Raw genomic sequence first — 13,227 nt, forward strand, 5'->3', positions numbered from 1 at the left:
CCGCGAACCCGGAGCCATGAGCCAGCACACTCTCGCCGCCGAGGGCGATCTCGCCCCCGAGACGGCGGCGAAGGCGGCGGCCGCCCGCGACGCGATCGGCGAGCGCGACGGGGTCCTCGTCGCGTTCTCCGGCGGTGTCGACTCCTCGGTCGTCGCGGCGCTCGCGCGCGACGCGCTCGGCGACGACGCGGTCGCCTGCACGGCGCGCAGCGAGACGCTCCCGGCCGCGGAGCTCGACGACGCGAAGCGCGTCGCCGACGAGATCGGCATCCGCCATGAGACGGTCACCTTCTCGGAGCTCGACGACCCGAACTTCGTCGCCAACGACGGCGACCGCTGTTACCACTGCCGGACGATGCGGCTCGGCCGGATGTACGAGACGGCACAGGAGCTCGGGATCGGCACGGTCTGTGACGGGACCAACGCCGACGACCCCGGCGAGGGCCACCGCCCCGGCCTGCGCGCGGTCGAGGAGCTCGACGTGTTCTCGCCGCTTCTCGACGCCGCGATCACGAAGGCGGAGGTCCGGGCGATCGCCGAGGCGTACGACCTGTCGGTCGCCGACAAACCCTCGATGGCGTGTCTCTCCTCCCGGATTCCGACCGGGTTGGAGGTCACCGAGGAGCGGTTGACCCGCGTCGAGAAGGCCGAGCGGGTGCTCCGCGAGTGGGGGTTCGAGGGGTTCCGCGTCCGCGACCACGACGGGCTTGCGCGCGTCGAGATCGCCCCCGACGAACTGGAGCGCGCGCTCGATCCCGCCTTCGCCGATGCGGTCCACGAGCACCTCACCGACGTGGGGTTCGACTACGTCACCCTCGACATGGCCGGCTACCGAACCGGGAGCGTGAGCCCGGGCGGCGACGGCGAGCCGACCGACGAGGAGACGAGCGACAACACGGGCGACAGCGGGACGAGCGCCGATCTCGGCCGGCAGTACCCGCGCTGAGACGACTGCGGGAGACCGCGATGCGGGCAGACCCAGTCGGTCGCGATGCGGGACTGACTCGACCGAACGCGAGCAAGGCGTTATCACCCGAGAGAACCCGACGCGAACGTTTATCTACAGTGTTGACGAACCGACACGTATGAGCGAATCGAAGACGCTCGCGATCATCGCCGGCGGGGTGGGCGGGGCCGTCGGCTCGTTCGTCGGCGTCGCGATCGGCGGGACCACGCTCACCGTGACGCTGACGACGCTCGTCGTCGCGATTCTCGTCGGCGCCGCGGTGATCGCGAGCGCCGTCATCGCCGGCGACGTGGAGTTCTTCGCGAGTGCCGACGGCGAGTGAGCTGCCGCTTCGACGGCGGCTCCGTTCTCGATCCCTCGACTCCGACAGGAGCAGCGTGCTGCGTGGTGGGCGCGTATACGATCCGCTCAGTCACGGCTGTTCCGCAGACGAAATCAAGGGGTACGCAAACGCGGGCGGCGCGGTTCGATCGACGAACTGCCTCCGGGAATCGCCATATTGCGTCGGCGTCGATGTGAGGATATGGAGACCTACTGAGTGCAATTTGGTGTGTTTCTCGTGGAGACGGAGAGCGTCGACCCCGCCTCTCACGGAAGATGCGACGGCGTCTCGCAGGCGATTTCGCGAGCCGGCGACCGCCGCCCTCAGAACACGCCGGGGCCGCCCTCGGTCTGCTGTCGGCGGCCGCTGATGATGCTCGGAGTCCCGCCGGTCTGGATGATGTTGAACGCGGTCATCAGGTCCGTCCGGGAGATGATCCCGACCAGCTCGCCGCTCCGGTCGACGACCGGGAGCCGACCGACGCCGTTCTCCTGCATCGTCTGCAGCGCCGTCACCGCGTCCGCCTCGGGGCCGACGCCGACGATGTCCCTCTCCATCACGTCCTCGACGGTGTAGGCGTCGCGCTCGACGTCTCGGACGGAACGCGCGTCCTCTAAGGTCACCATCCCGACGAGGTCGTCGCCCCGGAGCACGGGGTAGCCGGTGTGACGCTCTTCGAACATCCGGCTCATCAGGTCCGCGACCGAGGTGTCCTCGCTGACGGTGTGGAGGGACTCGCGACGAGTCATCACGTCGGCGACGGTGACGTCTTCGAAGGCGGCCTTCAGGGTCGTCTGTTGGGCCTCGCCCGAGGCGGCGATGTAGATGAAGAACGCCAACACGATCAGCAGCAGCTGGAAGGTGAACAGCCCGATCAGCCCCATGAAGAAGGCGAACACCTTACCGACCGCGGCGGCGCGCTGGGTCGCCTGCGCGTGCGGCTGGTTCCGCGCGAGGAGCGCTCGGAGAACGCGCCCGCCGTCCATCGGAAAGGCGGGGAGCATGTTGAACACCGCGAGCACGAGGTTCAGCAGCGCGAGGTAGCCGAAGACGAACAGCGCGGCGTTCGAGCCGACCGGCGCGAGCACGAACACGCCGTAGCAGGCGAGCCCCACCGCGATGCTGACGACCGGTCCCGCGATCGCGATCCAGAACTCGTGTTTCCAGTCCTCGGGGAACTCCGCGAAGTTCGCCAGTCCGCCGAGCAGCCACAGGGTGATCGACTCGATCTCGTAGCCGTACCGCATCGCGACGATCGAGTGCCCGAACTCGTGGAGCAGGACGCCGCCGAACAGTCCGAGCGCGGCCGCCAGCCCGAGCGCCCACGGCGTGAATCCTCCGGCCAGCCCGGCGGGGTCGATGCCGGCGCCGAGCGACTCGTTCATCACCTCGGCGATCATCCCGACCTGCGAGCCGATGAGGTACGCGAAAAGCGGCAGTACGATCAGAAACGTCCAGTTGAGCCTGACCGGGATCCCCAGCACCGTCCCGATCTTGAGTCCTCGCATACCCGCGAGTTGGGCGGGTGGGTGGTTAAACGTCCGGGCGCCGCCGAAGACGGCGCTCCGGCGTTTATAAGCCGCCGGCGGTCGATCGGCCGGTATGCGTGACACCACCGACGACGCGGCGACGGCTGACGACCCGGCCCCCGTTGTGAAGCGCGGCGACGAGATCGGCTACGAGGCCGTCGACGCCGCCGAGGGCCTCCGGAAGGGCGTCCTCCTCGACGAGTCGGACGGCGCCCCGAACTTCGCGATGCGGCGGTTCGAGCTCGCTCCCGGCGCCGCGGTCCCGCGTCACACGAACGCGGTCGAACACGAGCAGTACGTGCTCGCCGGCGAGTACGTCGTCGGGATCGGCGAGGCGGAACACGTCGTCGGTCCCGGCGACGCGCTCCTCATTCCGGCGGGCGTCGAGCACTGGTACCGGAACGAGGGCGAGGAGCCGGGGGCGTTCATCTGTGCGGTGACGAACGGCGACGACGAGATCGAGCTGGTCGAGTAACCGTCGGCCGCCCCCTCACTCGATCGTGCCGACCCGGTCCGCGACGTAGCCGAACTGGTCGCGGTAGCCGTACGGCGACAGCAACACGGGGTAGAAGGGTTCGTCGGCGCGGAGCTGCTCGTCGCCGGCGGCCGCGAACGCCTCGCCGGCCTCGACGCGCTCGAAGTTGTGCGCGAACACCTCGTACACCTCGGCGTCCGGCTTGGGGATCCGGTCGCGGAGGCGGAACACCTCCACGTCCTCGCGACCGCCGGCGTCGACCACGCTCTCCGCGCCGGGCGCCGGGGTGACGCCGGTCGCCGCGAGGAAGGCCCGCGCGAGCCAGTAGGCGTTGTCCGCGGCGCCGTCGGAGCCCTGCAGGCCGGCCTCCACTTCGAGGGTGTGCGGGTGCTCGATGAGCCGCCCCTCGGTGAACGCGTCGGTCTGGATAACCGCGTCGACCGGCAGGTGCGGGGCGACCGCCCGAGCGACCTCGTCCATCGAGTCGACGACGGCGAACGGCTCGGCGTACGACTGCGTCGAGTGGATCGCGAGCGTGGAACAGCCGTCGAGCGCGCCGAGCAGCTCGTCGGCCAGCCGCTCCTCGTGCGCTTCCGCGTCCGGATCGCCGGGGAACGACCGGTTGAGGTCGGCGTCGAGGTAGCGGACCTCGGCGTCGAGCGCCGCATCGTTGGCGACGATCAGCCGGACCGGTCGCTCGACGTCGAGGTCGGCGTCGACGAGCCGTCGGACCGCGCGGGCACCGCAGGGCTCGTCGCCGTGGATCGCGCCGACGACCGCGATCTCCGGCTCCCCCTCGCCCAGATCGTGAACGTCCATACGTCCGCGAGGAGCCCTGCCGATAAGTGGCGTTCGGATCCGGAACGCGGCTCGGTGCGCTCGCCGCTCCGACGCGAGCGTCGGCTCAGTGCTCCTCGTCGACCCGCTCCGCGTACTCGTAGTCGGCCGGGTACGCCTCCGGGCGGGCGCCGTCGATGGCGATCTGCCACCCGTCGACGGCGGACGGATCGTCCAGCGCGTCCCGGAGTGTCGCCCGGACCCCGTCGAGATCGACCCCGTAGAAGTCCCCCGGAAGCCCGCGGAGGTACCCCAGTGCGGTCTCGAACAGCGAGCGCATCCCGTCGTCGTTCTCGAAGCCGACGCGCTTGTACGCGCCCGCGGCGACCTGCACCATCCCGTGGAGGAAGGCGCTCTCGGCGGTGCCGCTGCCGTAGTTGTACCACTCGTCCTCGAAGCAGTCGTGGGACTCGTGGTACGCGCCGGCGTTGAACAGCCGGACGCCGTGTTCGGTCGCCCGCCGGAGGGTCGCGTGCTCCCAGTGACCGCCGGCGATCCGCGCGTCGGCGGCGGGATCTTCGTCCGCCGCGGCGCCCTCGTCCGCCGCGGCGCCCTCGTCCGCCGCGTGCCACCCGGTCGGGTTCCCGAGCGGCGGGGCGACGCCCGGATCGCGGGTGTGGTCGTCCATGGGGTCGTGTCGCGCCCGCAGCGACCTAACCGTTTCGCGGGGGTGACCGCTTCCACCGGATCGAACGCTTCTTTCCCCCGCCGGGCGTCGGGTCGGCCAATGGACGCCGGCCTCCTCTCCGCGATCGGCGCCGCGGTCGTCTGGGGGACCTACATCTTCGTCCTCAAGCGCTCCTTCGCGGGGTATCCGCCCGCCGGGCTCACGGTGCTGATCAACGCCTCGGCGATCGCGTGGTTCCTCCCGGTCACCCTCGCGACGACCGATCTCGCGACCGGCGGGATCGGGGGAATCGTCCGCGGGGTGGCCGGCGCGGGCCTCCCGGCCGTCGCCGTCGTCGCCGGTACCGCGGCGGCGACCGCGGCCGCGTTCGTGCTGTTCCTCCGGGCGATCGACGAGGGGGACGTCTCGTACGTGACCCCGATCAACAAGGTCGTCCCGATGTTCGTGCTCCCGCTAGAGGTGCTGTTGCTCGGCGAGGTGCTCGCGCCGATACAGGTCGCCGGGGTCGTCGTCGCCACGGCGGCCGTGTACGTCGCGAACTACGAGCCGGGGGGCCTCCTCGCGCCGCTCACCAGCGCGGTCCACTCTCGTCCGGCCCAGCTCGCCCTGGTGAGCGCGGCGTGTTACGCCGTCGCCGACCTCGGGAGGCGGGTGGCGCTTCAGGAGCTCGCGATCCAGGGGACGCTGTGGGTCCCGCTGCTGCTCGCCGGCGTGGCGCTCGTGTTGCTCCCGAGCGCCCTCCGGAACCCGGCGAGCGTGACCCGCCGCGACGCGCCGAAGTTCCTCGCCGTCGGCGCTCTGGTCGCGCTCGGCGAACACCTGACCACGGTCGCGTTCGCGGCGCTGCCCGCTAGCGTCGCCTCTCCCGTGATCAACACGCAGGCCATCGTCGCCGTCGTGCTCGGCGGGGTGATCCTCGGCGAGCGCTACTTCCGCGTCCGACTCGTCGCGGCCCTCCTCGCGGTCGCCGGCGTCGGGATGATCGCGCTGTGAGGTCGCCGGAGTCAGACGCTGGACCTCCCCCGACCGCTCGCCGGGCGCGACCAATCGATGAAATAAAGGGAGGTGACACCCAAGCCCAGTCCGCGTGCGAGGGTAGCCAAGCCCGGAAACGGCGGCGGATTCAAGCTCCGCTCCTGTAGAGGTCCGTGGGTTCAAATCCCTCCCCTCGCATCGTCGGGGTTCACCCCCGTGATGCGGAAGACGCTCTCGGAGCGCTCTTCCCTCGCAACACTTCACTCGAACGCCACCAGCGTCGGCTACTTGGCTCCGTGATCGGGAATCGGTGATCTCGATCGCGAGGGAACTGCGCCTGATGCGATGGCGCGCGCCTCGCCCCCAAGTCGTCGCAGCAGGGGGGTTGGAGGTGTTTCCCGCCGTCCGTCTCTGTTGCCGTATCGGTTACGAACCCTCAGTAGGCGTCTGTATCGCCCACGCCATCACCGCTGAAACTGCGGGAGGGACTCGTCGGAACAGGGGGCGTCGGCATCAGAGTTCAACCTTGGCGTCGGTGAGGAACTCCTGTTTCGCCCGTTTGGCCTCTGGCCCCTCATCGACGAGGCCGGGCGTCGACGGCTCGCCATTGAACCGGTCCGGGTCCGGGGAAAGGGACTCCAGTATCTCGTTGAACGTGGCTCCGTTCCTCCCGGTGATATGGACGAACCCTCCGTATCGGCGCTGTTCGAACGGCGTCGTATCCGGATCTGGGACGGCTTCTCGAATGCAGTCGGTTTTCTCCCGAAGATATTTCGCAGCTTCGTGCTGTGAGCGCTGGCAGTCGCCGTACAGCTGTTGTTTATCCTGCTCGTCGAGGTCGGCTTCGACGTGTTTGGTGGACTCGTATCTAACACCCTCGGGGCCGAAATCGCCGGTGAGGAAACTGAGGTTCACGGTGAAACAGTTCGGGTAGCGCAGAATCACCAAAAAGAAGATCTGCTCGTCAACCGTGTAGCGTTCCTGCAAGCGATAATAACACTCCAAGTAGTACGCCGCGAGTGCGCCAACCCAGTCGTCGCGATCGCCCTCGAGATACGCGGTTGCGATATCGTAGTAGTTCTCGCCAGCAACGTGTTGCAACCGATGCTCGAAACTCCGCCGCATCTCGGCCAGCTCGTCTTCGTAGACATCCGTCAACGGCACGTCCGGGTCGTCAAGCAACTCGCTTTTTCGGTCGCCAGCGGCCGCGATTCGCATCATGTTCTGGTGGAAGGACCGCTCTGCCTCCACGTCTGGGAGCGGAACCCGAACCGCTTGTCGGCGCAGAATCTCCGAACTGGATTCCAAGCGCTCGCTCCAATTCTCCATGAGAGTATGACAAATTCTTAAAAAATCAACCTTTCGGTGGAACGTATTCTTTTGGTTCGCACGCCCGTTCTCCCGGTTCATTCGCACCGGGCTCACCCGCGCATCCGCGATCGACCGAGCGCGAGCCCGGCGAACGCGACGATCGCCAGCTCGACGCCGACAGCGGCGGCGGAGCCGAGCGTGCCGACGGCGGCGATCCACCGCTGATTGGGACCGAGCCACAGGACGACGGCGCCGGATGCGACGAGGTACGCGATTCCGCCGATTGCGGCGGTGGCCAGCGTCGTCGCACCGGCGTCGATCGCGTCGCCGTCGCGGCGACCGACGCGGTACGCGACGCCGAGGAGCAGTCCGTAGACGAGGACGAACGCGGCGGCGCGCCCGCCGAGCGTGTAGAGGCTGAGCGCGCCCGGGCCGGGGATTTCGATGGGCGATTCCACGACGATCGGCGGAATGCGACGCACGAGGCCGACCGCGACCGCGACGACGGCCGCGACCGCGGGAGGGAGTGGGGACCAGTTCATGGGGCGACTGGGGCGTGCGTCCCCGTTCCGTGAGTAGTTTTCGCTCCCTCGTCGCCCGTTCCACGCCGCAGTTGCGACCCGCTCGCGTTCCGCGCGACAGAACGTCACGAACGTCCACTCGAAACGAAGGGTCCGAAACGGTTTTGCCGGCCCCTGACGGACGGTCGATATGCCAACGGATCCCGACACCGGGTACGACCCCTCGCTGGGTCGGAAGTTCGTGTTCGTCACGGGCGGGGTGATGTCTGGACTGGGCAAGGGCATCACCGCCGCCAGCACCGGGCGCCTCCTCGCGAACGCGGGCTTCGACGTCACCGCCGTGAAGGTGGACCCCTATCTCAACGTCGACGCTGGGACGATGAATCCCTACGAGCACGGCGAGGTGTACGTCCTCAAGGACGGCGGCGAGGTCGACCTCGACCTGGGCAACTACGAGCGCTTCCTCGGCACCGACATGACGTTCGATCACAACGTCACCACGGGGAAGACGTACCAGCACGTCATCGAGCGCGAGCGCGCCGGCGACTACCTCGGGAAGACCGTCCAGATCATCCCGCACGTCACCGACGACATCAAGCGGCGCATCCGGGAGGCCGCCGAGGGCTCCGACGTCTGCCTCATCGAGATCGGCGGCACGGTCGGCGACATCGAGTCGATGCCGTTCCTCGAGGCGCTCCGCCAGTTCGCCCACGAGGAGGACGACGAGGACATCCTCTTCACCCACGTCACGCTCGTCCCCTACTCGAAGAACGGCGAGCAGAAGACGAAGCCGACCCAGCACTCGGTGAAGGAGCTGCGGTCGATCGGCCTCCAGCCCGACATCTTGGTCGGGCGCTCTGAGAACCGGCTGGATCCGGAGACGAAAGAGAAGATCGCCCTGTTCTGCGACGTGCCCACGGACGCCGTCTTCTCGAACCCCGACGTCGAGGACATCTACCACGTCCCCCTGATGGTCGAAGACGAGGGGTTAGACGAGCACGTGATGGAGCGGCTCGGGCTCGCCGACGAGGCGCTCCCGAAGGCGGAGCGGTCGACGGAGTGGCGCGAGCTCGTCACCCGCGACCGCGACCGCGAGATCGACGTGGCGCTCGTCGGCAAGTACGCCCTCGAAGACGCGTACATGTCCATCCACGAGGCGCTGAAACACGCCGGGATCCACACCGAGACGGAGGTGAACGTGCTGTGGGTCGACGCCGACGAGACCACGGACCAGCACGAGGAGCGGCTCGCGTCGGCCGACGCGGTCGTCGTCCCCGGCGGCTTCGGCTCCCGCGGGACGGACGGGAAGATCGAGGCGGTCCGGTACGCCCGCGAGAACGACGTGCCGTTCCTCGGGCTCTGCCTCGGCTTCCAGATGGCGGTCGTCGAACACGCGCGCAACGTGCTCGGGCTGGAGGGCGCCCACTCCGCCGAGATCGACCCCGACATGCCCCACCCCGTCATCGATCTGCTCCCCGAGCAGTACGAGACGGAGGATATGGGCGGGACGATGCGGCTCGGCGCCCACGAGACCGACATCGAGCCCGACACGCTCGCGGCGCGGGTGTACGACGCCGACTCCTGCACGGAGCGCCACCGCCACCGCTACGAGGTGAACCCCGAGTACATCGACGAGCTGGAGGCCGACGGGCTCACCTTCTCCGGCCGCGCGGACAACCGGATGGAGATCCTCGAACGCGCGGACCACCCGTTCTTCTTCGGGACGCAGGCGCACCCCGAGTTCCGATCGCGGCCGGACCGCGCGAGCCCCCCGTTCGTCGCCCTCGTCGAGGCGGCGCTGGGATCGACGGACACAACCGAGCGGAACGCGGACGTGAGGCTATAGATGGTCGAGACGGAGGAATTCATCGCGGAGGCGAAAGCGGAGATACGGGAGGCGATCGGCGACGCGAACGCCGTGATCGCCCTGTCGGGGGGCGTCGACTCCTCGGTCGCGGCGACGCTCGCGTACGAGGCGGTCGGCGACCAGCTCACCCCGGTGTACGTCGACACCGGGCTGATGCGGAAGGGCGAGACCGACGAGATCCGCGACACGTTCTCCTTTATGGAGTCGCTGCGGGTGATCGAGGCGCAGGACCGCTTCTTCGACCGACTGGCGGGCGTCACCGACCCCGAGGAGAAGCGCCACGTCATCGGCGAGGGGTTCATCGACGAGTTCGAAACCGTCGCCCGCGACGTGGACGCCGACTTCCTCGTGCAGGGGACGATCTACCCCGACCGCATCGAGTCCGAGGGGAACATCAAGTCGCACCACAACGTCGGCGGGCTGCCCGAGGTCGTCGACTTCGAGGGGATCGTCGAGCCCGTGCGCGACCTCTACAAGGACGAGGTCCGCGAGGTCGCTCGCGAACTCGGCTTAGAGGAGATCATCTCCGAGCGCATGCCGTTCCCCGGCCCCGGCCTCGCGGTCCGGATCGTCGGCGAGGTCACCCCCGAGAAGGCCGCGGTCGCCCGCGAGGCGACCCACGTCGTCGAGGAGGAGCTGGAGGAGTACGACCCGTGGCAGGCGTTCGCCGCCGTGCTCGGGAAGGCGACGGGCGTGAAGGGCGACAACCGCGTCCACGGCTGGGTCGTCGCCGTCCGCTCGGTCGAGAGCCGCGACGGGATGACGGCGCGCGCCCAAGAGCTCGACTGGAGCACCCTCCAGCGGATCCAGAGCCGGATCACCGGCGAGAACGAGAACGTGGCGCGCGTCGTCTACGACGTGACCCACAAGCCGCCCGCGACGATCGAGTACGAGTGATGGCGGACCAACCCATCGCGGTCGTCGCCGGCCCCGACGAGCACGGCCTCGGCGAGGAGCTCGACGCGCTCGGCGTCGAGATCCGCCGCATCGAGGGGCTCGTCACCGCAGACGCGCTCTCCGCGACCGGCATCGCCGAGGCCGCCTACTTCGTCCTCACCGACGTGGAGGAGGCGACCGGCATCCCCGTCGCCAAGGAGCTGCACCCGGAGGTGCTCGTCGTGACGTACGCGGGGCGGTCGCTGCCGGAGTTCGTCGCGGGCGTCGCCGACCTCGCGGTCGACCCGGACCTCATGGACCCCGAGACGGTCGCTGAGGAACTGGTCGGCGGCGCGGCCGATCGGGAGACGTAACCCCGCGTCGTCTCACGGGACCTGTGCTGTATCTATTCGAACACAGTACATCTTTTAATCCGAACACATCTGTTCCGACCGAAGTTCCGTCGGCATCTGTATAAACGCCGAATAAACCGCGGAAATCGGCCATATAGTCTGTTTAAACGAGGCTTAAACGACCACAACGATACTCTGATCGCTGTCGAGTAAACAGAGCCAAAGTGGCTGATTTCTGTTTAGAAAACGTATACGGTGGTCTGAAGGCCTAAATCTGTCATCGTCTTCGCTCTCCCCGACTAGTATAATATTTCTTGGGTTATGTAGAAAGTATGTATTTTCTTATGTTTCTATCGCTGCCCCTCGCCCGATCCGCCGTCCGGTCCCGACGACTCGGGTGCCGCGTTCGCCTCGCAGTCGCATCCCCCCGCCGAGAGCAGTTCGGTGACGCCGTACCGCGAACCGCAGTCCGTACAGAGCACGCCGACGTCGACCAACACCTGAAACTCCCCGAGGGTGAGCGCCGGCGTCTGTCGGAGGGCCCGGAGCTTCGACTCCGTCACCGCGACCAACCGACCGCGGAGCTTCCCGATCGCCCGTGCCGCGGTCCCCGCGCGGTCGTCGCTGTCGCGCTCGTACTCCGCGCCGCGGTGGTCCCGGAGGTAGCTCCGGACCGCCTGATAGCTGACCACGTCGCGGTCCAGCGCGTCGACGTCGACCCCCTCGCGTTCGAGCCGTCGCCGGAGCTGCATCCGGTCGGCGGCGGTCTCTTCTTCCCCCGTCAACAACCCGACCACGGCGGTGAGCTCTCCCACTGATAACCGCACTCCGGCCTCGTCGAGGCGCGTCTCGACGAGCCGCCGATTGAACTCCTCGGCGAGGTCGCGCAGGCTCGTGTGGGCGTCACCGGTCGCGGTCCATCGCGCCTCCAGCTCGTCGCCGACGCCGCCCAGATCGTACTCGTCGACGAGACGCGCCACTTTGTTCCGGCGGCCCCCCGCATCGTCCGTGTCGCTCATTCGTCTGGATCACCGTCGAGCAGCGGCAAAGGTATTGCCGTGGGGTTCCCGCCGCAACCGCCCGGACCGACCGGGACGGTCGACATCCGCCGCGGCCTCGACCGGTCCCCGCTTTGGGAATTTATAAGGCCCCCCTTCCGGATCCGAAAGACGAGCAATGATGCGCCACGATGTCGCCATCGTCGGTGGCGGTTGCGTCGGGCTGTCGGTCGCCAAACACCTCGCGGAGCGCACCGACCTCGACGTCGCCGTCTTGGAGAAGGAACACCACCTCGCGTCCCACCAGAGCGGCCGGAACTCCGGCGTGCTCCACCCGGGGTTCAACTACCCGCCGGACTCGAAGAAGGCGCGGTTCGCCACCGAGGGCACCGCCCGGATGAAGGCGTACTGCGACGAGCACGACGTGCCCTGTGACGAGCTCGGCGTTCTCGTCATCGCGACGGACGACGAGGAGGAGGCGCGGCTCGACGACCTCGCCGAGCAGGCCGAGGCCAACGGCGTCGCTTACGAGCTGCTCGACTCCCGCGAGGCGATCCGCGAACACGAACCGCACGCCGAGGGGCAGGCGGCCCTCCACGCTCCCGAGGCCGCCTCCGTCGACGCCGAGCAGTACGTCTACGCGCTCGCGAGGGAGGTCCGGGACGCGGGGGTCACGGTGTACACGGGGTACGAGGTCTCGCAGATCGAGTCGGCGGCCGAGGGGTACCGACTCGACACGAGCAACGGTCGGTTCGAGGTCTCGTACCTCGTCAACGCCGCGGGGCTTCATGCCGACACCCTGGCCCACCAGGTCGGCGTCGGCGAGGAGTACCAGGTCGTTCCGTTCCGCGGGGAGTATTACGAGGTCCGCCCCGAGCGCAGCGAGCTCTGTGAGACGATGATCTATCCGACGCCGAACCCCGAACTCCCGTTCCTCGGCGTCCACTACACGCGCCGCACCGACGGAAAGGTGATCGTCGGCCCGAACGCCGTCCTCGCGTTCGGCCGCGAGGCGTACGACAACACGGACGTGAATCCACGGGAGCTGCTGGACACGCTCAGCTACGTCGGGTTCCAGCGGCTGCTCGCCTCGCCGCTGATGCTCTCGGTCGCGTGGTCGGAACTGAACAAATCCTACCGCAAAGAGAAGTTCGCGGCCGCCTCCCAGAAGCTGGTGCCCGCGGTTCGGGCCGAGGACCTCCGGAAGAGCTACGCGGGGATCCGCGCTCAGCTCGTCAGCGAGGACAGCGAGCTGGTCAAGGACCCGCTGTTCGTCGAGCGCGAGGACGCCGTCCACATCCTCAACGCCGTCTCGCCCGGGCTCACCTCCTCGCTGCCGTTCGGCGATCACATCGCGGAGCGGCTCGCGGCGAAGGTGTGACCGCGGGTCCGCGCCCCGCCGCTGCGTCCCGATCGGGACGACGCGGGCGACGCACCCTTCCCCCGAAGCTCATGGTTTAAGTCCCGGCCCTCCGAGGCTTCGACCACCACGCGCGGGGCCGGGCCGAGGAGGCGTCCCAAGCTTCCGCCGCGCGACCCGCCCCGCCCCCACGATCATGTCACCACAC

The 13,227-nt window shown here is 68.5% G+C and carries 14 protein-coding genes and 1 tRNA gene; 9 read left to right on the forward strand and 6 right to left on the reverse strand.

The genetic code is table 11. The features are described 5' to 3' along the window. Positions 1–16: 16 nt before the first annotated feature. Positions 17–946, forward strand: coding sequence for an ATP-dependent sacrificial sulfur transferase LarE (gene larE, locus DJ69_RS17575; RefSeq protein ID WP_099256866.1), 930 nt, complete (start codon positions 17–19; stop codon positions 944–946). Positions 947–1,085: 139 nt separating this feature from the next. Then, positions 1,086–1,289 (forward strand): hypothetical protein, encoded by a 204-nt coding sequence (locus tag DJ69_RS17580; protein WP_099256867.1) that lies wholly within the window; start codon positions 1,086–1,088, stop codon positions 1,287–1,289. Between the two features lie 323 nt (positions 1,290–1,612). Here the strand turns inward: DJ69_RS17580 and DJ69_RS17585 are convergent, their stop codons facing one another. Next, positions 1,613–2,797 (reverse strand): CBS domain-containing protein, encoded by a 1,185-nt coding sequence (locus DJ69_RS17585; protein ID WP_099256868.1) that lies wholly within the window; start codon positions 2,795–2,797, stop codon positions 1,613–1,615. Positions 2,798–2,891: 94 nt separating this feature from the next. Between DJ69_RS17585 and DJ69_RS17590 the strand changes: the two genes are divergently transcribed. Next, positions 2,892–3,293: a cupin domain-containing protein gene (locus tag DJ69_RS17590; protein WP_099256869.1), complete on the forward strand. Its 402-nt coding sequence runs from the start codon at positions 2,892–2,894 to the stop codon at positions 3,291–3,293. A gap of 15 nt (positions 3,294–3,308) precedes the next feature. Here the strand turns inward: DJ69_RS17590 and DJ69_RS17595 are convergent, their stop codons facing one another. Together DJ69_RS17595 and DJ69_RS17600 are read right to left on the reverse strand one after the other, a co-directional pair. After that, entirely contained in the window at positions 3,309–4,112 is an 804-nt protein-coding gene (locus DJ69_RS17595) for a M14 family metallopeptidase (RefSeq protein ID WP_099256870.1), read from the reverse strand. Between the two features lie 85 nt (positions 4,113–4,197). Beyond that, entirely contained in the window at positions 4,198–4,758 is a 561-nt protein-coding gene (locus tag DJ69_RS17600) for a DUF309 domain-containing protein (protein ID WP_099256871.1), read from the reverse strand. Positions 4,759–4,857: 99 nt separating this feature from the next. On the opposite strand from DJ69_RS17600, the gene DJ69_RS17605 reads away from it, so the two are divergent. Both DJ69_RS17605 and DJ69_RS17610 read left to right on the forward strand, forming a co-directional pair. Then, the gene (locus tag DJ69_RS17605) at positions 4,858–5,751 is read left to right on the forward strand and encodes an EamA family transporter (protein WP_099256872.1); all 894 of its coding nucleotides are present in this window, start codon (positions 4,858–4,860) and stop codon (positions 5,749–5,751) included. A 96-nt stretch (positions 5,752–5,847) separates the two neighbouring features. Beyond that, positions 5,848–5,931, forward strand: a tRNA-Leu gene (locus DJ69_RS17610). Between the two features lie 315 nt (positions 5,932–6,246). Here DJ69_RS17610 and DJ69_RS17615 read toward each other — a convergent pair. Beyond that, entirely contained in the window at positions 6,247–7,062 is an 816-nt protein-coding gene (locus DJ69_RS17615; protein WP_099256873.1) for a hypothetical protein, read from the reverse strand. A 92-nt stretch (positions 7,063–7,154) separates the two neighbouring features. Continuing rightward, positions 7,155–7,586 (reverse strand): hypothetical protein, encoded by a 432-nt coding sequence (locus DJ69_RS17620; protein ID WP_099256874.1) that lies wholly within the window; start codon positions 7,584–7,586, stop codon positions 7,155–7,157. Between the two features lie 169 nt (positions 7,587–7,755). Here DJ69_RS17620 and DJ69_RS17625 point away from each other — a divergent pair, with 169 nt between their 5' ends. Genes DJ69_RS17625 through DJ69_RS17635 form a run of 3 tightly spaced genes read left to right on the forward strand, consistent with a single transcriptional unit; the run spans position 7,756 to position 10,682 of the window. Further along, positions 7,756–9,411: a CTP synthase gene (locus DJ69_RS17625; protein ID WP_099256875.1), complete on the forward strand. Its 1,656-nt coding sequence runs from the start codon at positions 7,756–7,758 to the stop codon at positions 9,409–9,411. Continuing rightward, positions 9,412–10,329 (forward strand): glutamine-hydrolyzing GMP synthase, encoded by a 918-nt coding sequence (gene guaA / locus DJ69_RS17630; protein ID WP_099256876.1) that lies wholly within the window; start codon positions 9,412–9,414, stop codon positions 10,327–10,329. Then, on the forward strand, positions 10,329–10,682 hold the full coding sequence (locus tag DJ69_RS17635; protein WP_099256877.1) for a DUF7126 family protein: 354 nt from the start codon (positions 10,329–10,331) through the stop codon (positions 10,680–10,682). The genes guaA and DJ69_RS17635 overlap by 1 nt, the downstream gene beginning before the upstream one ends. Positions 10,683–11,011: 329 nt before the next feature. On the opposite strand, the gene rdfA is transcribed toward DJ69_RS17635, so the two are convergent. Beyond that, positions 11,012–11,680, reverse strand: a complete 669-nt coding sequence (gene rdfA / locus DJ69_RS17640; RefSeq protein ID WP_099256878.1) for a rod-determining factor RdfA — start codon at positions 11,678–11,680, stop codon at positions 11,012–11,014. Between the two features lie 157 nt (positions 11,681–11,837). Between rdfA and lhgO the strand changes: the two genes are divergently transcribed. Beyond that, positions 11,838–13,040: an L-2-hydroxyglutarate oxidase gene (lhgO, locus tag DJ69_RS17645; protein ID WP_099256879.1), complete on the forward strand. Its 1,203-nt coding sequence runs from the start codon at positions 11,838–11,840 to the stop codon at positions 13,038–13,040. The last annotated feature ends 187 nt before the right edge of the window (positions 13,041–13,227 follow it).

The sequence above is a fragment of the Halorubrum persicum genome (genome assembly GCF_002727125.1).
Lineage (GTDB): Archaea > Halobacteriota > Halobacteria > Halobacteriales > Haloferacaceae > Halorubrum > Halorubrum persicum.

Excerpts from the sequence above, each read along its gene's own strand:
- DJ69_RS17585 (WP_099256868.1), bottom strand. The coding sequence starts at position 2,797 with ATGCGAGGACTCAAGATCGGGACGGTGCTGGGGATCCCGGTCAGGCTC.
- DJ69_RS17600 (WP_099256871.1), bottom strand. The coding sequence starts at position 4,758 with ATGGACGACCACACCCGCGATCCGGGCGTCGCCCCGCCGCTCGGGAAC.
- DJ69_RS17590 (WP_099256869.1), top strand. The coding sequence starts at position 2,892 with ATGCGTGACACCACCGACGACGCGGCGACGGCTGACGACCCGGCCCCC.
- DJ69_RS17635 (WP_099256877.1), top strand. The coding sequence starts at position 10,329 with ATGGCGGACCAACCCATCGCGGTCGTCGCCGGCCCCGACGAGCACGGC.
- larE (WP_099256866.1), top strand. The coding sequence starts at position 17 with ATGAGCCAGCACACTCTCGCCGCCGAGGGCGATCTCGCCCCCGAGACG.
- DJ69_RS17605 (WP_099256872.1), top strand. The coding sequence starts at position 4,858 with ATGGACGCCGGCCTCCTCTCCGCGATCGGCGCCGCGGTCGTCTGGGGG.
- DJ69_RS17580 (WP_099256867.1), top strand. The coding sequence starts at position 1,086 with ATGAGCGAATCGAAGACGCTCGCGATCATCGCCGGCGGGGTGGGCGGG.
- lhgO (WP_099256879.1), top strand. The coding sequence starts at position 11,838 with ATGATGCGCCACGATGTCGCCATCGTCGGTGGCGGTTGCGTCGGGCTG.
- guaA (WP_099256876.1), top strand. The coding sequence starts at position 9,412 with ATGGTCGAGACGGAGGAATTCATCGCGGAGGCGAAAGCGGAGATACGG.
- DJ69_RS17625 (WP_099256875.1), top strand. The coding sequence starts at position 7,756 with ATGCCAACGGATCCCGACACCGGGTACGACCCCTCGCTGGGTCGGAAG.
- DJ69_RS17615 (WP_099256873.1), bottom strand. The coding sequence starts at position 7,062 with ATGGAGAATTGGAGCGAGCGCTTGGAATCCAGTTCGGAGATTCTGCGC.
- DJ69_RS17620 (WP_099256874.1), bottom strand. The coding sequence starts at position 7,586 with ATGAACTGGTCCCCACTCCCTCCCGCGGTCGCGGCCGTCGTCGCGGTC.
- DJ69_RS17595 (WP_099256870.1), bottom strand. The coding sequence starts at position 4,112 with ATGGACGTTCACGATCTGGGCGAGGGGGAGCCGGAGATCGCGGTCGTC.
- rdfA (WP_099256878.1), bottom strand. The coding sequence starts at position 11,680 with ATGAGCGACACGGACGATGCGGGGGGCCGCCGGAACAAAGTGGCGCGT.